Origin of the sequence: Rhodovulum euryhalinum (assembly GCF_004342445.1) — a bacterium.
Lineage (GTDB): Bacteria > Pseudomonadota > Alphaproteobacteria > Rhodobacterales > Rhodobacteraceae > Rhodovulum > Rhodovulum euryhalinum.
The window spans coordinates 328,239-349,273 of sequence record NZ_SLWW01000001.1; the positions used below are offsets into that span (position 1 = coordinate 328,239).

A 21,035-nucleotide genomic window follows, 5' to 3' on the forward strand; every position below is an offset into this window, starting at 1 on the left:
GAACGACGCAAGGGGTGCGAGACAATCGTGTCGTCGCATCGGCTTTTCCGGGAAGGTCACGACGATGACAGGCTGGCCGCGCCGGTCGATCCGCGCTTTGCGCCAGTCGGGCGGCCACGTCCGACGACAGCGGCACGCAGACGGATGTGACGGCACCGCCGCATCCTGCGCGCGGAGGGGAACCGCCCGATGACAGACGAATCCCGGGATCCGGTCACCGCCTTCTTCTCGGATCTGGCCAGCCGGGTCATGCCGGGGCAGGTTCAGGTGATCGAGACCCACATCTCGCGGGTCTTCCTGATCGGGGATCGTGCCTACAAGCTCAAGCGCCCAGTTCGGCTGCCTTATACCGACGGCTCGACGGCCGAGCTGCGCCTTGCCACCTGCCGCAAGGAATTCGATCTCAACGCCCGCACGGCGCCCGGCCTTTACCTGGGCGTGCGGCGGATCACCCGGGCCCCGGACGGCACCTTGACCTTCGACGGCGGCGGGCCCCTCGTCGATGCCGTGGTCGAGATGGTGCGCTTCGATCAGGAGGCGCTGTTCGACCGGATGGCCGAAAGGGGCGCGCTGACCGAGAGCCTGATGGCCGCGCTCGCGGAGATCATCGCGCGGTTCCATGCCGAGGCGCCCGTGGTCCATTCCGGGGCGGGCGGCGCCAACATCGCGGGCGTTCTTGACATCAACCGCGCGGGGTTTGCCACAAGCGACGCCTTCGCCGAGGCCGAGGTCGCGCGGCTGGACGGCGCGTTCCGGCGCAGGCTGGACGAGCTGCGCGCCACGCTGGACAGCCGCGAGGCGGCGGGCAAGGTGCGGCGCTGCCACGGTGATCTTCACCTGCGCAACATCTGCCTGTTCGCGGGGCGTCCCACCCTCTTCGACTGTATCGAGTTCAACGACCAGATCGCCACGGTGGACGTGCTTTACGACCTTGCGTTCCTGTTGATGGATCTGTGGCATCGCGGGCTGCACCGGCTCGCCAATCTCGTGGCGAACCGGTATTTCGACACATCGGCCAGCGACGACGGGTTCGAGTTGCTGACCTTCTTCATGGCGCTCAGGGCCGCCGTGCGCGCCCATGTGACCGCCACCTTCGCGATGGGCGCAGGGGTGGATGCGGACCGGCAGCGCGCCATCGCCCGGGACTATTTCGACCTTTCCATTGCGCTGCTGGATCACTGGCCAGCCCGCGTCCTTGCGATCGGCGGGCTGTCGGGCAGCGGCAAGACCACGATCGCCGAAGCCCTTGCGCCGCATGTCGGAGCGCCTCCGGGCGCGCGGCTGGTGGAAAGCGACCTGACGCGAAAGGCGCATTTCGCGGTGCCCAGCGACGCGTGTCTGCCGCCGGAGGCCTATCGCCCCGAGGTTTCCGACAGGGTCTACAGCCAGCTTGCCACACGCGCGCGGACCATCGCCGCAGCAGGGGCAAGCGTGGTCGTGGCCGCCGTGTTCGACCGGCCCGACCGCCGCGCCGAACTTGGGCGCGCACTGGCGGACCATGCCTTTTCAGGCGTCTGGCTGTCCGCCGAGCCCGAGACCCTGCGCGCGCGGGTTCGAACCCGCCCCAGGGGCGCCTCGGACGCAACCCTGGACGTGCTGGAGGCACAGTTGTGCACCGATCCCGGCCCTATCCGCTGGCCTCGCGTGTGCAGCGAGGGCAGCGTCACGGAAACCGCCGCGGCCGTTCTGGCCGCGGCGGAATCCACCTCGGACGGCGCGGCGTCCTGAAACGAGCCGCACGCGCCGCTGGGCCGATGCTCAGGCGCGGCGGCGCAGCAGGGCCAGCCCGCCAAGCCCGGCCAGAAGCATCGGCAAGGCGGCCGGCAGAGGGACCGGCGCGGGGGCTGAATCCCTGACACCCACGACCGATACCGAGGCGTCCGCGAAGGCGAGGAACGCCCCCAGCGGGCCGAACCCCGCATCGGCGAAACCGCTGGCATCGACCAGCAGGCCGAGCGCGACGCTTTCCGACGGCGCGAGGGCGAGATCGAAGCTCCACGATCCCGAACCGCCTGCAAAGGGATCGTTCAGGTCAGCCACGACATTGCGTTCGAACAACTTGTCAAGCGGATCGTAGCTGAACAGCGACGCGCCTCCGGTGCCGGCGGCCAGCGTCAGACCCGCCCATGCCTCGCCCCCATCAAGGGCAGAAACATCGAGAAACCAGTCCAAGACATAGCTGACGACGATCTGGGTGGTGCCGGTATTCGCGACCGAAAGCACACTGGTCGTCGCCCCGCTGGAGAACGCAGTTCCCTGGAACCCGCTGTCCCCGGTCGCCGAAATGCTGCCCGCGATTGCCGCGCCCGCTCCGATAAGGTCAACGATATCACCGCTGTCCGGCGCGGCGCTGTCCGGCGTCGTGACAACCAGTGCATCGGCATACGCATCCCCCTGTGCGTCGGCGTATTCATCGTCGATGAACCCCTCGGCCAGATAGGTGGCAGCCGAACCCGCCACGGGCGCCGCCACCAGCAGGACGGCGAGCGCCCCGATCCCAAGATAACTCTTCACGTGGTTTCCCCTTTCACTATTGCACAGGTCGGACATGCGCTTCTCATCAGGCGATCATGTCCAGGTGGTCGACGAAGGTGATGTCATCCAGGCTGTCGATACCGCGGATCACGATCCTGTCGCCGTCGCCGTCCATCGTCAGGTAGACGGCATTCGCGGTTTCGCTGACCAGTGCAGCGTCGAAGCTGCCGCCGCCCAGATCGACCATGTCCTCGCCCGCCATGTAGTCGCGGATCTGGACCAGGCCACGCGTGCCGTCCTCGAAGGCCGCGGCGTCGAACAGGAAGATGTCCGCCCCGCCAAGCCCGGTCGCCATCTCGCTGCGGAAGCTGCCGATCTCGAAGATGTCGGCCTCTTCGGTCCCGGTCAGGCGGTCGCGGTCGCCCTCGCTGACAATCAGGTTGCGCTCGACCTCGGTTTCGAGGTTCAGCCCGACGATGACCGGATCGTGGTCCGAGGACCCGAACGGCGAGGCCGGGTCGCCCAGCGCGTCGAACCGGGCGTCGCTGTATTGCTGGGCATAGGCTTCCAGGCTGTTGACGTTCCAGATTGTCGCGCCCGCCACCTGGCCCGCGAGGCTTTCGTTGGCGAAGGCGTAGTCCAGCGTGCCGAGGCGTCCGTCGAACTGGTAGGACGTGGCATCCGCATCGGCGAGATTGGTGAAGCCCGCATCCTCGATCGCCCGGATCGCGCGTTCCATCGCGTAGGAATTGAAGTCGCCGATGGTCAGGTGATCCGCATCGCCCGAGCCGGTCGGGTCGGTCGCCAGCCATTCGGCCAGTTCCTTCACCGCCTCGACGCGGGTCAGGGCCGCCGAGCCCTCGACATCGCTGTCGTCGCCGGCCACACCGCTCGCGCTGCCCTTGGACTTGAGGTGGTTGACCGAGACGGTGAAGACCTCGCCGGTGGCCACCTCGGTAAAGGACTGCGCGACCGCCGGACGGCTGAGCGGGCCGCCCGAGGCCAGCGGATCGGTGAACTCGACCGTATCCAGCACCGCGAAGTCGCCCTTGGGCGCGACCGTCGCGGGCTTGAAGATGATCGCCTGCTTGATCGCGTCGGTCCCGATCTTGCCGGTGGCGATGTAGTCGTAGGTGCCCGCGCCCATCTCGGCGTTGAGCGCGGCGACCAGGGCGGCCACCGCCTCGTCCGGGGCGGACAGGTCGTTCTCGATCTCGATCAGGCCCACGATGTCGGCGTCGATCGCCTTGATCGCGGCGACGATCTTCGATGTCTGGTCGGCCAGTTGGTCCGCCGTTGCGGCCCCGCGCGCCGCGCTGTCCTCGGAGGTCAGCGTGGTGAAGTAGTTCAGCACGTTGAACGAGGCGACCTTGAGCCGGCCCTCGATGTCCTCGGGGGCGTCGGTCCGCGGGAAGGGGTTGACCGACGTATCGAACGCGACCGCGCCCTGGGTCTCGACCTTGTACTCGTCGAAGGTGAAGTGCATCACCCCGTCGATCCGGTTGCCGACGATCCCGTCGCCCACGCGCGGGGCAGAGGACAGGCTGTCATCCTCGGCATTCTCGAACAGCAGGAAGTCGCGCGTGTTCGCCTCGGCCAGCGCCTCGGCCTCGGCCGAGAAGCTTTCGAAGGCCTGGGTCGGCTGGACCAGCGGCGCGCCCGAGGTCACGCCCACCTCGCCGAAGCGGGTGAAGGTGTCGGTGACGCTCAGCACCTCGCCATCGGCCGCGACCACGGTCACGCGCATGCCTTCCACGCTTTCGTAGAAGGTCGCCGGATCGGTGCCGCCCGGCAGCGGCAGCGAGACCGTGACCGATGTCGGAAGTTCGACCCCCTGCGCCTCGACCACCAGGCTCTGGATGGTCTTGAGCTGGGTGTTCTGGAAGTACTCGTCGACGATCGCCTCCAGCGTCACCAGATCGCCCACCTGAACCGAGGGATCGGAGCCGGTGTAGACGAACACGCCTTCGGAGGTGGCGGCATCGCCATCGGCGTCACCGTCCTCTTCCTGCAGGAAGAAGCCGTTGAGCGCATCGCTGACCACCGTCACCACCGCCTGCACCGTCACCGTCTGGCCGACGAGGCCGGACGAGAAGCCCGCGCCCTGGATCGTCGAGATCAGGGTGTAGTCGGGTGCGGTGCGCTCGGTCGGGATGTAGCCCGGCGAGGCGATGGCGGGCTCGGTGCCGTCGGTGCCGCCAAGCTCGGTGGTGGCCGACATGTCCTCGAAGCCCGCAAGCGACGAGAAGCTGGCGGACGGCACGTCGTAGGACCGCCCGCTTGCCGCGGCGCCGCCATCGGGGTAGCTGGCGGTGGCGATGGGCGTGTCGGTCAGCGCCAGCCCGTCGCCCTCGGCATCGAGGAAGAGGCCCGCGGCATCGCCGCCCGCGCCCAGCCCCGCGCCATCGGCCCAGCCGATCTGCACGTCCGAAAGGTCGGCGTCGTCGCCCCAGACCGCGGCGAACGCGGCCGCGTCGGCGGCCTGGCCGATCACGATGATCGCGCTTTCGCCGGGGGCAAGGCTGTCGACGCCCTGCACCTGGTCGGCCACGGTCGGATCGAGGCTTTCGTCGTCATAGAAAAGCGCGCCGTCGGTCGCCGCCGTCCAGGCCGCGGTGCCGGTGTTGGTCACCTCGATCCAGTCGGCGGTCAGGTCGGTGCCGTCCTGGCCGAACCACAGTTCGGTGATCTGCAGATCGGCCGTGCCGCCCGCGCGCGACGGGTTGACCGCGCCGAAGCTGTCGGTGCCCACGGTCGGGTCGGTGTCGAACTCGGCCGGGTCCACCGTGCTGCCATCCGCGGCATAAACCACGGCATCGCCCGGCGCATTGACGGCATACCAGTCGCCGCGGCTGGCGTCGCGGAACATCAGTTCGGGCTCGGTGCCGGTATAGGCGAAGGCCACCCCGCCCAGCGCGGCATCGTCGGCGTAGCTGTCGGCGAAATCCGCGGCGCTGTCGGCGCTGCCGATGGCGTCGAGAATGGTGCCGAAGGCCGACAGGTCGTCCACCACGCCGTCATTGTCGGTGTCGATGTCGGTCACGGCTGCGGCGCCGGTGAAGGCGTCGGTCAGGATGAAGGTGAAGGACGGATTTTCCAGGTCTGCCACCTCGACCGTGGCGATGCCGTTGGCATCGAAGCTGCCGGTGACGTTCTCGGCGCGGTCCACCCGGCCGTCGACGCCATCGTTCTCGACCGAGACCAGCCACAGATCGAACATCGCCCCGGCCGCGCCCGACAGTTCCACGGTCTGGGTCACGGGGTCGGTGCCGTCCGGGTTCGGCTGGAACTCGGCGATCAGGATGGGTGTCGGCGGCGCGATGAAGTCGCCGAGGTCATAGACCACCGTATCGCCCGAGATTTCATAGGCCGCGACGATCTGCGCCACGCCCGACAGGCTTTCTGCCGCAGGGATGAAGGCAATCGTCTCGGGGCCGATGAAGTCGTCGATGCCCGCGCCCAGGTCGTTGCCGAAACCGGGGATGTAGTCGACGAAGTAGGCGGCCGTGGGCTCGGAGATGTTGTAGATCACGATGCCGCTGTCGCGCTCGAGCCCGATGAAGGCGTAAAGCGCGCCGTTCACCTCGCCGGTGACGACCGCCTCGGGCTCGGGGCCCTTGGCGTCGGACCGGTTGTCGTCCTCGGTCGCGATGGGTTCGCCGTCGTCGTTGTTGAACCGCTCGGGCGCCACCTCGGACAGGATGCGCTCGAACTCGGACCCGCTGTCGAAGACCACGTTGCCGTCGGCGTCGAAGATCGTGAACGACCGCGAACCGAAGGCGTGCAGGACGTCGATATCCCCGTCGCCATCGGTGTCGCCGTCGATGGTCGAGATCACCAGCCGTTCCAGCCCGGTGGTGTCGACCGAGGCGTCGATGGCGAGGCCCGGGATGTCGCCATCCAGGATGTCGCCCACGCGGGCTTCGTCGCCGCCCTCGTCGCCGTCGCCGCGGCCGTCGCCTTCGTTGGCGGTGATGATGTAGGTCGCGCCGTCCACCTCGAAGGCGTCGATCGCGTCGGGCATCCGCAGGCCCACGAGGTTATCGTAGGTGCGGATCGAGATCAGCCCGTCGTCGTTGGCGTCAAGGCCCGACCCCTCCTGCGAATGATCCACCGTGCCCAGCGGGATCAGGTCGATCGCGCCGGTGGCAAGGTCGATCTTCGCGAAGGCGTTCGCCTCCTGCAGCGACACATAGGCGGTCGTGCCGTCATCGGTGACGGCGATGTATTCGGGCTCCAGCCCCTCCAGGTAGGAGGCCCCCGGCGCCAGCCGCACGCCCTCGACCGCCGCGAGCGACCCGAAGGTCAGGGTCTGGACGGTCGGGTTGACCAGGTTCGACACGTCGATGATCGAGACCGAGCCGACCGGATCGACAGTGATGTCGCTTTCGGCGTTGAACTCGCCCTCGTTGGCGACAAGGATCTTCGTCCCGTCCGGGCTGAAGGTCACCATGTCGGGCAGGTTGCCCGTCACCACACGGTCGATCACCAGCCCCGTGGCGCCGTCGATCAGTGCGACATAGCCCGACTGGCCCAGCACGTCCGCGCCGGACACGATGTCGGTAGACGAAACCGCGGCCGCGATCAGGCCGTTCTTGACCGCAACCGACTGCACACCGGCAAAGCCCGGCAGATAGGTCAGGTCGATGCTGGCCGACAGCGAACCGGACGCGATGTCCCAGACGTCGATCCGGCCGAGCGCGCCGTTGGTCACGTAGGCCTTGCCATCCTCGGTCGCCACGACCTCGGATCCGCCTTCGCCCGCACCGCTGTCGAACACCGCGGCGATGCCGATGTCGCCCAGTTCCCCGGTCGCCTCGGGGGCGTCGAGGTCGAAGCCCTCGAACACCGCATCGTCGCGGAAATTCAGGTTCTGGATCCGGGTGTCGCCGTCGCGGCCGGTTTCCCCTTCGGCGAAGGGCGTGTCCTCGTAGTTGTCCTTCAGGTATTCCGCCAGCGCATCCTGTTCGGTGCCGTCATTTGCGAAGGTCGCCTCGCCGGTCTGGACGCCGTCCTCGGCAAGGAAAACCTTGTTCACCCGCGCGATCACGTCCGCGTCGCCCACCTCGCCCACAGTCGGATCGGTATTGGTGTTGGGGAAGGGATAGCCGTCACCCGCCCCGATGAAGGCGCCCGCCGCGTCGAAGCGGGGGGCCGACAGGAAGTCGAGCGTCACGACGCGGAATTCCTCGGCCGGGTCGCCCGCGATCTCGCCGCTGCGGACGAGTTCGGCGATCAGGTCGCCCGCCTCGGTGAAGATGCCGGCCTCGAGCACGCGGTCGCCCGCAGGCAGGTCGGGATCGTACGAGAGCCGCAGGCCGCCGATCTGCGGGAAGGCGCCCGCCGCGGCAGGGATCGCGCTGACGCCATGTTCCAGCAGCCCGACCAGTTCCGCCTTGGTCAGCGTCAGCAGCACCAGACCGTTGTTGAAGGCCAGCGAGGTCTGGATGTCGTTCTGGCTGATGCCGCCCGCGGGTTTGATGAGGTTACCGTCGCTGTCGACCACCGCCTCGTTCGGCAGGCGGACCGGGGCGCTGCCGCCCGGCGGCACGATGGTCTGCCCGATCGAGGCGCGGATGCCGCCGCCGTTCTTGATCGAGACCACGACGGTCGAATCGATCTCCTGTGCGGCGGCGAGGTTCGCGTCCGCCGTCAGGTTGCCGAGGTTGGTTTCCTGCGTCCGCACGCCGTCCGGGTTGGTCGCGGTATCCGCGCCCGAGCGGTTACCGTTCAGGAACACGTCCGACGCGCCGAAGACGTTGCCCTCGGTGGCGAGGATCTGCGCCTCGATGGCATCGGCGATGGCCTGGATTTCGGGATCGACCAGCCCGGCCGCGCCCAGATCGGCCACGCCCTGCGCATCGGTCGCGTAGGCGCCGGAGATGGAGGAATCATAGCTTTCGGCGATCACGTTGCCGTCGGCGTCGAAGTCCAGCACCAGCCTGCCCACATACTTGTAACTGCCGTCAGTGTTGACGACCGCGGTCACGCTGCCGCCCGCGTTGGTGACGAATTCGGGATAGCCGCCCTGCACGCTGTCGCCGTCGCGCACGCGGTCGGTTTCGTCGAAGAGGCGCGTGTTGGACCCGCCCGCGACGATGATGTCGACATTCGCCAGACGCCCGGCCAGTTCCATCTCGATGCCGATCTGCTGCATGTGGGCCAGCAGGATCACCTTATTCATGGCCGGATTGGCGGCGAGCAGCGCATCGACCTCGGCCTGGATGATCGCGGCCAGCGCGTCGAGCTCGGCAGGAGTGGGGTTCGTGCCCGCCCAGCCCGGCGAGATGGTCACGCCGCCGGGGCTGGAGATCGAGGCCAGCGTCGGCGTGGTCGCGCCGACGACGCCGATCAGCTCGCCATTCACGTCGATCACGGTGGACGAGGTCACCGAATTGCCCTGCGGCGCCTGCCCGCCCGCGATTTCCAGCGGCGCGAGGTTGGCGTCGGTCGAGAAATCGAGGTTGGTCGACAGATACGGCATGTCGGTGCCGCCGAAATCGAGTCCTTCAAGCGCGGTGCCCACCAGCGCCGAGAAATCGCCCGTCGCGGTGCCCGCGATCAGCGCGGCCAGCGACGTGGTGTTGAAGTCGAATTCGTGGTTGCCGAACGCGATCGCCTGGAAGCCAAGCTCGTTCTGGATCTGGATGTCCGCGATCCCGGCCGTCCCGAAGGCCCCGGCCGAGGCGTCGTAGAACAGGCCCGGGATGAACGCGTCGCCCGAGGACAGGACGATGGTGTTGTCCTCGACACCGTCCGACCCCAGGTCCTGCGCCTTCAGCGCGTTCAGCACCGCCGAGAAGCGCGGCGCATCGAGAATCGCGGCCGCCCCGGCTTCCTGGTCGGCGGCATGCAGAAGTTCCAACGTGAAGACCGCGGATTCGGCCATCGCCGCGCCCTCGGCGAACGCACCAAGTTCGGGGGCGATATCGATGCCCGCACCGGCCTCGGCGGTCTGGTTGCGCTCGGGATGGGACTCTTCGTCGTAGGTCATGTCATACGTTCCTGTTCGGCGAAAATGGCAAGGAAAACAGTCCTGATGATCGTTGCAGGGGAAATGGGCGCTCGCCGCATGCGCGCGCGGCATCGTCACGGGCGGCCCCACCGGCATGACGATAGCCATGGAAAAGAAATGCGCCGGATTCCGCGCTCAAGCTTCGACCCCCAACCTGCACCTCGGAATCAGGGTTAACGGCCTTGTGTTACAGACCGACGACAACGGACCGACCTTGGCGGCAGGTTTGCGGGGCGAGACCTGGAGAAGGGACAGGGTGCCGTGATGGGCGGGGCGTCGAACGCAGGCCGGATCTCGCCGCCGGGCCGCAAGACGTCGAAGGCAGCGCCGTTGCGGGCGCTGCCTTGTTCACTCCCCGGATTACGCGCCCGCCGCGCGGGACCGCCGGTCCCGCGTCCGGGCACCGTGATGTCAGGGCCGGACCGCGAAGAACATCGTCTCGCCCGAATGGTCGTCGACGCCGTCATTGTCGGTCGCGATCCACATCGTGCCGTCCGCCGCGATCGCCAGCCCCTCGACCTTGTCGAGCACATAGCCCCCCGTCGCGGTCAGGTCGGGGATCAGGTCGCGCACCTCCTGCTTGGCCACCAAGGGCAGGTCACCGCCCAGCGCCGCGGGCTGCATGTCGGACAGCGCCACGCGATAGACCTTCTTGGTCGCCGCCGAGGTGCCAAGCTGGTTGTCACGCTCGACGATGTAGACGTGATCGCCATGGGCCACGATCTCGCTGAGCCCGACCCAGCCCTTGGCGGGGGTGTCGAGCGGATAGCGCACCGCGCCCCATTCCTCGGTTTCGGTGTTGTAGGCCACCAGCTTGACCTGCCCCTTGGGGTCGTCCTTCCACTCGCGCTGGATCGCCATCCACAGCGTGTCGCCGATCTTGGTGACACCCTCGAAGCCGAACCGCGTCTCGACCGCCGCAAGCTCGGCCGGGATCGCGATTTCCTGCTTGATCGCGCCCTTGGCGTTCACGTGATACAGCGCATGCGGCACCAGCTTGGCAGTGTTGCCTTCCGAGGCCAGCCAGAACCCGCCCTTGCCGTCCAGCGCGATGCCCTCGATGTCGAGCTTCTGGGCGGGCTGGCCCGCGCGAGTCACCGGGATCGCGCCGACGATCCGGGCGGGCGCCTGCGTGGTGTCGATCCTGAAGATCGTGGGCTGGAAGCCGTAGAAGCTGTCGTTCACCGCCCAGACCACGCCGTCCGCGTCCGCCGCCAGGCCCGAGATCGCGCCCCAGCCGGTCAGCGGCTCCAGCCCCTCGGACGTCAGATGCGGATAGGCCGGCGCCGCGTCCTGATATTCGTAGATCATCACGTGCGAGCGCGCGCCGCCGTCCGCCCCGAGATCGGCCTCGTTGGCCGAAACCAGCAGGTTGCGCGCCGGGATCGCCACATAGCCTTCGGGGCCCACACCCGAGGGCAGAAGCTGTTTCAGCACCGGCGCCGCGGGGTCGGTCACGTCGTAGACACCGACGACCGAGGCGCGCTCGGCTCCGACAAACACCATGGGCGTGCTGCCAAAGGTGGCGAAGGTGGCGCTTTCGGGCTCGACGCCCTTCGCATCCGACCGCCGGTCGGGATAGTGGCCGATCTGCACGATGGCGTGTTCGAAGGACGCGCCGCTGTCGTAGACGACCGTGCCGTCCTTGGCGAAGATCGTCCAGCCGCGGGTGCCACCCTCGTAGTCGCCCTCGTTGGCGGTGGCGAAGTGATCGGCGTCGATCCAGGCGACGGCGTCGGGCTCGCGCAGGCGGCCCGGCTGGCTTTCGGCAAAGACCAGGGCGGCCTTCTCGTCGGTGGCGTCGATGCCGGTCAGATCGACGGCCCCGGCGGAGAAATGGGACAGCACCGCGCCATCCTTCGAGACCACGACGATGTGGTTGTTTTCCTGCAACGTGACCACCGTCTCACCCGCGGCGTTGATCGAGACGTATTCGGGCTCGGGGTCCTCGGGCGCGACCGCGGCGAGGCCGGTCAGATCCACCGTTTTCAGGCTGGCGCAGTCCACCGCGCCGTCCGTGATGGCGACCAGCGCCAGATGGCCCGCGGGCATCTGCGGGATGATGCCGTCGTTCAGGTCCTCGTCGCGCTCGTTCTCGATGGCGATGGCGAGAAAGCTGCCATCGGGGGCCTTGGCGATGCTGTCGGGCTGGCCGCCCAGATCGCAGGAGGCGGTTTCGGTCTTGCTGTCCAGATCGACCGTGGCCAGACGGCCCGAGGGCGCGGTGTAACTGTCCGAGGTGTTGACCGCGACGTAGGCGGTGCGGCCCAGAACGGCGACCGAGGTGGGTTCGCCGCCCATGTCGAGGTTGCCCAGCGGTTTGGGCTGGGCCGGCTCGGTGATGTCGATCAGGCCGATCACGCCCAGCGGGCTGTCGGTATAGACCAGCGTCATGCCGTCCGCGGTCGCGTCGATGATCTCGGCCGAGGTCGCGCGGGCGGTATCCTCGCCTGCGGCCATGTTCGCGACGACCGGGAACGAGGCGATGCGGTTGAAGTTCATCTCGGCACCGGCGGCGCCGGCCGAAAGGGCGATCACGGAGGTCAGGCCCAGAAGGCGCTTGGTCATGGCTATCCTCGGAAACAGGTTTTCTTCGGCCTGCTCCTGCGCCCGCCGAATGACAGCGGGACAACGGTTTGATGTCAGTTTCGTGAAATGCCGACCCTTCTGCGCCCGTCGTCCGGACAGTGTCGCTGGGCACGCTGAAGGCGTCATACGGATGTTGCACGGGCGCGGTACTTCCCGGGGAACGCGCAGCCTAAATCTGGGGTAATCCCGTGAAGTGCCGCACCATATTTATATCGGACATCCATCTTGGCACCCGCGGGTGCCAGGCCGAGATGCTTCTCGACTTCCTGTCGCGCCACGAGGCAGAGCGAATCTTCCTGATCGGGGACATCTTCGACGGCTGGCAGCTCAGGCGCAGCTGGCACTGGCCGCAATCGCATAACGACGTGGTGCAAGAGATGCTTGCCCGCGCGCGGCGCGGGGTCGAGGTCTGCTATATCCCCGGCAATCACGACGAGGCACTTCGGGCCTATCCGGGCACCCATTTCGGGGGCATCGAGGTTGTATCCCAGGCCAACCACGTCACCGCCGACGGGCAACGGCTGCTGATCACGCATGGTGACCAGTTCGACTCGATCATCGTCAACGCCAAGTGGCTCGCGCATGTGGGTGACCGGGCCTACAGCGTCGCACTCTGGCTCAACACCCGTCTCAACCGGTTCCGCAAGCTCTGGGGCGGGCAGTACTGGTCGCTCTCGAACTGGGCCAAGCAGCAGGTCAAGCAGGCGGTGAACTACATCAGCGAATACGAACAGGTGCTGGCCGCCGAGGCACGCCGCGGCGGCTATGACGGCATCGTCTGCGGCCATATCCACAAGGCCGAACTGACGCGGATCGACGGGCTTTGCTATGCCAATTGCGGCGACTGGGTGGAAAGCTGCACCGCCCTGGTCGAACATCCCGATGGCCGGCTGGAACTGATCGACTGGGCCGAGACGACGCGCGGGCGCAGCACGGGCCGCGAGGGGCTGCGGCTTCTGGGCGGGCGGCGGCGCCTTCAGGATCAGGAGGCGGCATGACCAGTCCGATCCTTCCCGCAGCAGGCGTCGCGGACCAGCTTGGCGCCGCGGTGCACCAGAATGGCGCGCTCAGCGTCACGGGCCTGCTGGAGCGGGGTTTCTCGCGCCTGTTCCAGGGCCTTGTCTACGCGCAGATCTGGGAAGACCCGGTCGCCGACATGCAGGCACTGGGTCTGGCCGAGGGCGAACGGGTCGTGTGCATCGCCTCGGGCGGGTGCAACGTCATGTCCTACCTGACACGCCGCCCGGCAGAGGTCGCTGCGGTGGACCTTTCGCCCGCCCATGTCGCCTTGCTTCGGCTGAAAGGCGCGGCGGCGCGGCATCTGCCCGACCAGGGCGCGTTCTTCGACTTCTTCGGTCATGCCGACCGTCGCGGGAACATCGCGGCCTATGACCGGTTTCTGGCACCGCATCTCGATGCCGAGACCCGCGCCTGGTGGGAAGGCCGCGCCTGGGGCCGCCGCCGGATCGGGATCTTCGCCCGCGGCGCCTATCGCTATGGCCTTCTCGGCCGGTTTCTCGGTGCGACGCAGACGGTCGCCCGGCTGGCGGGCGTAGACCTGGACCGGCTGCTGGCCTGCCGGACGCTGGACGAGCAGCGTCATTTCTACGAGACCGAGATCGCGCCGCTGTTCGACCGGCCGCTGATCCGGTTCCTCGCCAGCCGCCGCGCGGCTCTGTTCGGGCTGGGCATCCCGCCCGCCCAGCACGACAAGCTGGCCGCCGATGGCGGCGGCGACGTGGTCCCGGTGCTGCGCGAACGGGTGCGCAAGCTGATGTGCGACTTCCCCGTGGCCGGGAACTACTTCGCCTGGCAGGCCTGCCGACGCCGCTATGGTGGCACCTCGGGCGGCGCGGTGCCGCCCTATCTCGACCCGGCGAATTTCGACACGGTGCGGGCGATGGCGGACCGCGTGTCGGTGCGGAACCGCTCGGTCACCGAGTATCTGGGCGAACGGCCCGCGGGCTCGGTCGATTGCACGGTGCTGCTGGATGCGCAGGACTGGATGACCGATGCGCAACTGACCGCGCTCTGGTCGGAACTGACCCGCACCGCCGCGCCCGGCGCGCGGGTACTGTTCCGGACCGGCGGCATCCCCGACATCCTGCCGGGCCGGGTGCCCGCGGCGATCCTGGGGCGCTGGGCCTATGATGCCGACGCGTCGCGACTCGCGTCGGCCGCGGACCGCTCGGCCATCTACGGCGCCGTGCATCTTTACCGCTTCCGGGGCTAGGCGCATGACCGACCGCACCGCCGATCACGCCGCGCTGATGGATGCGACCTACCGCTACCAGCGGCTCATCTACGATGCGACCCGCGCCTGGTACCTGCTGGGCCGCGACCTGCTGATCGCGGACCTTGCGCCGCCGCCCGAAGCGCGCGTGCTGGAAATCGCCTGCGGCACCGGGCGCAACCTGATGAAGATCGCGGCGCGCTATCCGGGTCGGCGGCTTTATGGCCTCGACATCTCGCGCCAGATGCTGAGGACCGCCGAGGCCAAGCTGGGGCGCCGGGCGTGGCTGGCCGAGGGCGACGCCTGCCGCTTTGACGGGCTGCGCCTGTTCGACAGCGCCGGGTTCGACCGGATCGTGATCTCCTATGCCGTCTCGATGATCCCCGACTGGCAGGGCGCGATCCGGGCGGCGGCCCAGCACCTCGCGCCGGGCGGGACGCTGCATATCGTCGACTTTCACGACCAGGCGGGTCTGCCGCGCGCGTTCCGCAGGGCGCTATGGTCCTGGCTGGCGCGGTTTCACGTCACGCCACGCACCGATCTGGCCGAGGTGGCCCGGCGGATCGCGGCGGAGACGGGCTGCACGGCGACCCACCGGTCGCTTTTCCGCGGCTATGCGCAATATGTGGTGATCGAGCGGCCCTGATCAGCGCCAGTGAGGGTTCGACCAGGCCCGCCGCCCCGCCGCATCCACCACCGTCACCCGCAACCAGGGCGAGGCCGCGCAGCGGGCATCAAGGGGCAGTCTCGCGCGCGTCATCGAGCCACCATGGCAGGCGACGGCGGCCGCGCCGCGGCCCTGCACGATGATCGTGGCGGCGGCGGAACACTCGACCTCGACCGCATCCCCTGTCACCGCGACCGACCGGAGTTCCGGCCCCTCGGTCGAATAGAAATGCCCCGCCTTCAGCGCGGCCAGAAGCGCCTCGGGGCTGTTCTCGGCGGCCTTGACCATCACCCAGCCGCCGAAATGGTCGGGCTCGGTGAAATGGGCGTCGTCGGTGGCGACCAGCGACAGCCGCCGCCCCTCGGTCAGCAGCAGATCCGCGATGGCGAAGCCGTCGGCCCGGTCGCAGCCCACCCGGCAGCCGTGGTTGTAGACCTCGACCGCGTGGGCGGCCTCGAGGCTGCGCGCGTCCGCCAGCGTCAGCCCCGACCATTGCGGGTGCGCGATGGCGACGAAGGCGCCTGCGGCCACCGCGCGGGCGGCGATCTCGGGGCCGGTTTCCTGACCCTCGACCGGCTTGAAGTCGGGCGCGTTGCCGGGGGCGAAATCGGCTGGCAGACCCACGGCGAGGATGTGCCACAGCTCGCCGTTCGCCTGCGCGCCGGAATGAAGTTCAGCACCCAGGATCGTGGTGAAGCGGTCGGTGCGGTAGGCGGTGGTATCGACGATCGGATAGCCGTAGCGGCCCACGAAATGGTCGGTCAGCGCGATGAAATCATAGCCTTCGGCGGCATAGCGGCGGCACACCTCTTCCGGCGGCAGAAGCCCGTCCGAGACGTTGGAATGGGTGTGCAGGTTGCCGCGGAAGAACCGCCCCGGCGCGGTGAAGGTGTCGATCATTCCGTCCTCTGCGCGCCCCGCCGTTCACGTTCCTTGAGAATGCCCCAGGCCACGGCGAAGGCGATGGTGGCCAGGATGAACAGGATGCCGATCGCGTTGACCACGGGCGACAGCCCGAAGCGCATCCGCGAGCCGATCTCGGTCACCAGCGTGTGCTGGCCGCCGATGGCGAACATCGTGGTGTTGTAGTTCTCGAAGCTCTGCAGGAAGGCGATCACCGCCGCGGTCAGGATCGTCGGGCGCAGGAAGGGCAGTGTGATGCGCCGGAACGCCTGCAGCGGCGTCGCGCCGAGGTCGAGCGCGGCCTCTTCCAGCGTGGCGTCCTGCCGCTGCAGCCGCGCCATGAACATCAGCATGGCATAGGAGGCGATGAAGGTGGTCTGGGCGAGGATCGCGGTGAACAGGCCCCCCGCCACCTCGAAATTGCGCCAGAAGATCACCGTCGAAATGCCGAGGATGATCCCCGGTGTCAGCAATGGCGAGACCATCACTGCGTACATCAGCCCGCCCGCGCGGTTGCCCAACCGGCCCAGCAGCAGCGCGCCGGCCAGCCCCATCGGCAGCGCCAGCGCGATCACCGCCCCCGCGATGACGAAGGAATTGCGCAGCCCCGACCACATCCGGTCGTCGTGCCAGAGCTCGACGAACCAGTTGAGCGTGAAGCCGCGCCAGACCGTGACCGAGGGCGGCGAATAGGCGTTGAAGCCCGCCAGCACCATGATCATCAGCGGCAGGAACATGTAGGCGAAGAACAGCCCCATGTAGAGCCTCAGCACCATGCCGCTGCCCGTCCGCATCATTTCGCGATGTCCCTCAGGCGGACCTTCAAGAGCTTCATCATCAGGAAGACAAAACCGGTACAGACCAGAAGCAGGCTGAAGGCATAGGCCGCGCCCACGTTCCAGTTGGTGGCCTGGAAGAAGCGGTTGTAGACCAGCTGCGTGAACCACGGATCCGCCGTGCCGCGGGTCATGATGTAGGGCACGGCATAGGACCCCGCCGACAGCATGAAGGTCATGATGCAGCCGACCGCGATGCCGGGGCGCGCGTGCGGCAGCACGATCCGGCGGTGGATCTGCCAGGTCTTCGCGCCCAGGTCGCGGGCGGCCTCGATCTGGTTGGTGTCCAGCGTTTCCAGCACGTTGTAGAGCGGGAACACCATGAACAGGATATAGGCATAGACCATCGCCACGAAGACGCCCGTGCCGCTTTCGAGGAAGGGCACCGGGCCGATGCCGACCAGCCCCAGGGCTGCGTTCAGCGGCCCGCCATAGTTCAGGATCATCTGCCAGGCGAAGACGCGCAGAAGCTCGTTGATCGCATAGGGAATCACGAGGGCCAACATGATCAGCGCGGCGCGGCGCGGCGGTTCCAGCTTGGCGATGGCATAGGCGATGGGATAGCAGACGACAAAGGCGATGGCGGTCACCGCCAGCGAGGCGAGGATCGTCTTGGCGAAGATCCATAGATGCGCCTGCCCCATCTGGGCATAGTTCGCCAGCGTCCAGGTCTTGACCGGCGTGCTTTCCTCGGCCTCCAGCCGGGCGATCTCGGCCTCGATCCCGGCGCGTTCGGCGTCGAGGCGGGCAAGTTCCGCGTTCAGGCTCGACGGCGTCTTGACCTTCTCGGCCGCGGCGCGGTCCAGCGCCAGCACGTCCAGCCGGTTATACAGCGCGTCGATCCGGACCGACAGTTCCGCTGCCCCCGCGGGCCGGTCCATCCGCCAGAACGATTGTTCGATCATGATGACCTGGGGGGCCGCGATCAGGCCGAGCACCCAGATGCCCGTCAGCAGCACGATCACCGCAGAAAGCGGCGCGCCGAAGCTGCGGCGCAGGCTAGTCATCGGCGGTGTCTCCGGGCGGCAGGATCACGCCCGCGCTGTCCGAGAACCCCAAGTGCAGCGGGCCGTCGGGCAGCGGGTCCGTGCCGGCGTTCACGCGCTGGACGGTCAACTGCCCGGCGCCGGTCTCGACCACCAGCGTCGAGAAGGCGCCCTCCATGTCGCGGCGCACCAGCTTGCCGGTCAGGGTATTGGCGGGCGTTTCGCGCCCGGCCAGCAGGTGCAGCCGTTCGGGGCGCAGGAACAGGATGGCCTCCGCACCGGAGCTTAGACCCGCAGGATTCTCCGCCACGAAAGCACCCTCGGGCGTCGCGATGCGCGCCTTGCCGTCCGAGGCGGTCTCGATCCGGCCGGGCAGGCGGTTGGTCTCGCCCACGAAGGTGGCGACGAAGGCGGTTTCCGGGCGGTGATAGACGTCGTCGGCGCTGCCCACCTGCACGATCCAGCCGCGGTTCATCACCGCCACCCGATCGGACATGGTCAGCGCCTCGCCCTGGTCGTGGGTGATGTAGACGAAGGTGATCCCGGTGGCCTTCTGCAACTGCTTGAGTTCCGCCCGCATGTGCTGGCGCAGCTTCAGATCCAGTGCCGACAGCGGCTCGTCCAGCAGCAGGACGGCGGGTTCCACCGCCAGCGCGCGCGCGATCGCCACCCGCTGCCGCTGGCCGCCCGACAATTCGCCCGGCAGCTTGTCGGCCTGACCGTCGAGGGCCACCATGCGCAGCAACTCGTGCGCCTTGTCGCGGCGCTGCGCCTTTTTCCAGCCGCGCATTTCCAGCCCGAAGGCCACGTTCTCCCACACGCTCATCAGTGGGAACAGCGCGAGGTTCTGGAAGATCAGCGCGGTCGGCCGGTCGGACGGCCCGATCCCCGCCATCGGCTGCCCGCCGATCCGCACCTCGCCCTCGGACGGGTCGAGAAACCCCGACAGAAGCCGCAGGATCGTCGTCTTGCCACAGCCCGAGGGCCCGAGGATCGAGAAGAACTCGCTTGCCCGGATCGTCAGGTCGGTCGGGTGGACGGCCTGGAATTCGCCGAAGCGCACGGCGGCGCCGTCAAGCGCGATGTCCATGCCGCGGGTGTCTGGGGTCATACGGGGGGCTTTCGAAACGAACGGCGCGAGGGGAATGCCCCCCGCGCCGTCACGCACGCGATCACGCGTTTGTCAGCTTCTCGACATATTCCTCGCGCACGGCCGAGAACCAGGGTGTGAACATCGGCCACCACCAAAGCTTCTCGATCGAGTCGCCAGGATAGGCGAAGGCGAAGGCCTCCTTGTTGGCCTCGCTCAGGTGATCGGCAGACCCCACCGCCGCCGAGTTGTAGCCGGTCGCGTTGGAGAACATGCCGCCGATTTCCGGGCTGAGCAGGAAGTTGAGGAATTCGTAGGCCTGATCGACGTTCTCGGCGCCCGAGGGAATCGCCGCGGTGTCCATCCACGCCAGCGCGCCCTCTTTCGGCGCGCCGTAGCGCCACTTGGGATCGACGTCGATATGCAGCTTGATGCCGGTGGTGTCCCAGGTCTGGCCGATGGTGCAGCCCGCGTCGGTGAAGGCGCCGGTCGCCTCGGTCGCGTTGTTCCAGAACGCGCCGAGGTTCGCCTTGTGCTTGGCGGCAAAGGCCACGCAGGCGTCGAAGATGCGGCGGTTGTCCTCTTCGGTCTTGTAGACGTCCATGCCGCGGTTCGAGGGCACCTCGCCGATGGCGTCGAGGTAGAGCGCAAGGCTCGTCAGCACCGATTTCTGGCGCACGGCGACCTTGCCCGCCAGCCCGTCGGCCCAGAGATGGGCATAGGACAGCTCGCCCGGCGCGATATCGAGGGCGCTCGAATCCCAGGTGATGCCCTCGGTGCCCCAGTCGAACGGCACCAGATACCGCTTGCCGCGGTGGGCCGCGCCCAGTTCCAGCGAGGACCGCCACAGCGCGGGCTGGATCTGGTCGACCTTCAGCTTGGTCTCGTCGATCTCGGCCAGTAGGTTGCCTTCGTCATAGTTCGGCCGGGTGTCCACCGACGGGAACAGGATGTCGAAGCCCTTGCCGCCCGCGGCGCGCAGCTTGGAGGCGGCCTCTTCGTTCGAGCCGTAGGTCGAGACGTTGACCGTGATGCCGGTGGCCTTGGTGAAGGCCTCGGTGATCTCGCCCGACTGGAAGTAGTCGCCCCAGGCGAACACGTTGACCTCGCCCGACGAGGCGAGCGCGCGGCGCGCGATCAGCGGCGCGGCAAGCGCTGCCGTGCCGGTGGCCAGCACCGCGCGGCGGGTAAGGGGAAGGGCTTTCCTCTGCATCTCGTAATCTCCTGACAGACGGCATGACGGGGTGCGTCCTGCACCCGTTCCCGACGCCGTTAACCGCGGGATGTGACAGACATGTGTCGCAGCGACACGATACCGGGACAGGCGCCGATGGCAAGCGGTTGGCCATGGGACATCCCCCGCGGACAACCAAAAGCGCCTGCGGAACAACCCATGGCGGATTTCGCGGGACTGTAACACGGCCGACATGTGGCGGCCCTAGGCTGCCCCGGCACGGAATATCAGGAGTCCCCATGTTCTCACTCGAAGGCCAGACCGCCCTGGTCGTGGGCGTCGCGAATGAGCAGTCGATCGCCTGGGGGTGCGCCCGGGCGCTACGCGCCCAGGGAGCACGGCTGGCGATGACCTGGCTCAACGACAAGGCCGAACCCCATGTCCGCCCGCTGGCGGAACAGATCGGCGCCGAGATCGTCGCGCCGCTCGACGTGCGCGACGCGGTCCAGATGGACCCGCTGTTCGCCGAGATCGCCGCGCGCTGGGGCCGGCTGGACACGCTGGTCCATTCCATCGCCTTCTGCCCGCGCGACGATCTGCACGGGCGGGTGATCGACTGTTCGGCCGAGGGTTTCGGGCTGGCGATGGACATCTCGGTCCATTCCTTCCTGCGGATGATCCGCCGGGCAGAGCCGCTGATGCCCGAGGGCGGCACCTGCATCACAGTCTCGTTCCAGGGCGCAAGCCGGGTGGTCGAGCACTACAATGTCATGGGCCCAGTCAAGGCCGCGCTCGAATCGGCGGTGCGCTATGCTGCCGCCGAACTGGGGCCCAAGGGCATCTCGGTCCACGCGCTCAGCCCCGGGCCGCTGGCGACGCGGGCAGCCTCGGGGATCGCCGAGTTCGACGAACTGCTCGATGCCGCCGCCAGCCGCGCGCCGACCCATCACCTGGCCACGATCGAGGATGTGGGCGCCTATTGCGCCTTTCTCGCCAGCCGCGAGGCCGCCAACGTCACCGGCGGGGTGCACCCCGTCGATGGCGGCTACTCCATCGTCGCATAAGGA

General features: G+C 68.0%; 13 protein-coding genes. 5 read left to right on the plus strand and 8 right to left on the minus strand.

Annotated elements, in window-relative coordinates; all coding sequences use genetic code 11:
• The first annotated feature begins 189 nt into the window (after positions 1 to 189).
• Positions 190 to 1,728, plus strand: coding sequence for a bifunctional aminoglycoside phosphotransferase/ATP-binding protein (locus EV655_RS01505; RefSeq protein WP_132540712.1), 1,539 nt, complete (start codon positions 190 to 192; stop codon positions 1,726 to 1,728).
• A 30-nt stretch (positions 1,729 to 1,758) separates the two neighbouring features.
• Here the strand turns inward: EV655_RS01505 and EV655_RS01510 are convergent, their stop codons facing one another.
• The 3 genes from EV655_RS01510 to EV655_RS01520 all read right to left on the minus strand — a co-directional run bounded on the left by EV655_RS01510 (position 1,759) and on the right by EV655_RS01520 (position 12,058).
• Complete coding sequence (locus EV655_RS01510; protein ID WP_165905233.1) at positions 1,759 to 2,514, minus strand: VPLPA-CTERM sorting domain-containing protein; 756 nt, start codon at positions 2,512 to 2,514, stop codon at positions 1,759 to 1,761.
• A 46-nt stretch (positions 2,515 to 2,560) separates the two neighbouring features.
• Positions 2,561 to 9,469: an ExeM/NucH family extracellular endonuclease gene (locus EV655_RS01515; protein ID WP_207901913.1), complete on the minus strand. Its 6,909-nt coding sequence runs from the start codon at positions 9,467 to 9,469 to the stop codon at positions 2,561 to 2,563.
• Positions 9,470 to 9,901: 432 nt separating this feature from the next.
• Complete coding sequence (locus EV655_RS01520) at positions 9,902 to 12,058, minus strand: esterase-like activity of phytase family protein (protein ID WP_132540721.1); 2,157 nt, start codon at positions 12,056 to 12,058, stop codon at positions 9,902 to 9,904.
• Positions 12,059 to 12,267: 209 nt separating this feature from the next.
• Between EV655_RS01520 and EV655_RS01525 the strand changes: the two genes are divergently transcribed.
• The 3 genes from EV655_RS01525 to EV655_RS01535 are packed head-to-tail and all read left to right on the plus strand — an operon-like array spanning position 12,268 to position 14,958.
• Positions 12,268 to 13,077 (plus strand): UDP-2,3-diacylglucosamine diphosphatase, encoded by an 810-nt coding sequence (locus tag EV655_RS01525; RefSeq protein WP_132540724.1) that lies wholly within the window; start codon positions 12,268 to 12,270, stop codon positions 13,075 to 13,077.
• Complete coding sequence (locus EV655_RS01530; protein WP_132540727.1) at positions 13,074 to 14,312, plus strand: BtaA family protein; 1,239 nt, start codon at positions 13,074 to 13,076, stop codon at positions 14,310 to 14,312. Before EV655_RS01525 ends, EV655_RS01530 begins: the two co-directional genes overlap by 4 nt.
• Before the next feature lie 4 nt (positions 14,313 to 14,316).
• Positions 14,317 to 14,958, plus strand: coding sequence for a class I SAM-dependent methyltransferase (locus EV655_RS01535; RefSeq protein WP_132540730.1), 642 nt, complete (start codon positions 14,317 to 14,319; stop codon positions 14,956 to 14,958).
• Here EV655_RS01535 and EV655_RS01540 read toward each other — a convergent pair whose 3' ends face one another.
• From EV655_RS01540 to EV655_RS01560, 5 genes are all read right to left on the minus strand, one after another.
• Entirely contained in the window at positions 14,959 to 15,879 is a 921-nt protein-coding gene (locus EV655_RS01540; RefSeq protein WP_132540733.1) for a CehA/McbA family metallohydrolase, read from the minus strand.
• Positions 15,876 to 16,676: an ABC transporter permease gene (locus tag EV655_RS01545; RefSeq protein WP_243644950.1), complete on the minus strand. Its 801-nt coding sequence runs from the start codon at positions 16,674 to 16,676 to the stop codon at positions 15,876 to 15,878. The genes EV655_RS01540 and EV655_RS01545 overlap by 4 nt, the downstream gene beginning before the upstream one ends.
• Complete coding sequence (locus tag EV655_RS01550) at positions 16,676 to 17,725, minus strand: ABC transporter permease (RefSeq protein WP_132540739.1); 1,050 nt, start codon at positions 17,723 to 17,725, stop codon at positions 16,676 to 16,678. The genes EV655_RS01545 and EV655_RS01550 overlap by 1 nt, the downstream gene beginning before the upstream one ends.
• Positions 17,718 to 18,815 carry an ABC transporter ATP-binding protein gene (locus tag EV655_RS01555; RefSeq protein ID WP_243644951.1) on the minus strand — a complete coding sequence of 366 codons (1,098 nt, stop codon included), beginning with the start codon at positions 18,813 to 18,815 and terminating at the stop codon, positions 17,718 to 17,720. Before EV655_RS01555 ends, EV655_RS01550 begins: the two co-directional genes overlap by 8 nt.
• Positions 18,816 to 18,876: 61 nt before the next feature.
• Positions 18,877 to 20,007 (minus strand): extracellular solute-binding protein, encoded by a 1,131-nt coding sequence (locus EV655_RS01560; RefSeq protein ID WP_132540742.1) that lies wholly within the window; start codon positions 20,005 to 20,007, stop codon positions 18,877 to 18,879.
• A 260-nt stretch (positions 20,008 to 20,267) separates the two neighbouring features.
• Here EV655_RS01560 and fabI point away from each other — a divergent pair, with 260 nt between their 5' ends.
• Positions 20,268 to 21,032, plus strand: coding sequence for an enoyl-ACP reductase FabI (fabI, locus tag EV655_RS01565; protein ID WP_132540745.1), 765 nt, complete (start codon positions 20,268 to 20,270; stop codon positions 21,030 to 21,032).
• Positions 21,033 to 21,035 lie beyond the last annotated feature (3 nt).

Excerpts from the sequence above, each read along its gene's own strand:
- EV655_RS01535 (WP_132540730.1), top strand. The coding sequence starts at position 14,317 with ATGACCGACCGCACCGCCGATCACGCCGCGCTGATGGATGCGACCTAC.
- fabI (WP_132540745.1), top strand. The coding sequence starts at position 20,268 with ATGTTCTCACTCGAAGGCCAGACCGCCCTGGTCGTGGGCGTCGCGAAT.
- EV655_RS01560 (WP_132540742.1), bottom strand. The coding sequence starts at position 20,007 with ATGCAGAGGAAAGCCCTTCCCCTTACCCGCCGCGCGGTGCTGGCCACC.
- EV655_RS01515 (WP_207901913.1), bottom strand. The coding sequence starts at position 9,469 with ATGACCTACGACGAAGAGTCCCATCCCGAGCGCAACCAGACCGCCGAG.
- EV655_RS01545 (WP_243644950.1), bottom strand. The coding sequence starts at position 16,676 with ATGCGGACGGGCAGCGGCATGGTGCTGAGGCTCTACATGGGGCTGTTC.
- EV655_RS01530 (WP_132540727.1), top strand. The coding sequence starts at position 13,074 with ATGACCAGTCCGATCCTTCCCGCAGCAGGCGTCGCGGACCAGCTTGGC.
- EV655_RS01505 (WP_132540712.1), top strand. The coding sequence starts at position 190 with ATGACAGACGAATCCCGGGATCCGGTCACCGCCTTCTTCTCGGATCTG.
- EV655_RS01550 (WP_132540739.1), bottom strand. The coding sequence starts at position 17,725 with ATGACTAGCCTGCGCCGCAGCTTCGGCGCGCCGCTTTCTGCGGTGATC.
- EV655_RS01555 (WP_243644951.1), bottom strand. The coding sequence starts at position 18,815 with ATGACCCCAGACACCCGCGGCATGGACATCGCGCTTGACGGCGCCGCC.
- EV655_RS01540 (WP_132540733.1), bottom strand. The coding sequence starts at position 15,879 with ATGATCGACACCTTCACCGCGCCGGGGCGGTTCTTCCGCGGCAACCTG.
- EV655_RS01520 (WP_132540721.1), bottom strand. The coding sequence starts at position 12,058 with ATGACCAAGCGCCTTCTGGGCCTGACCTCCGTGATCGCCCTTTCGGCC.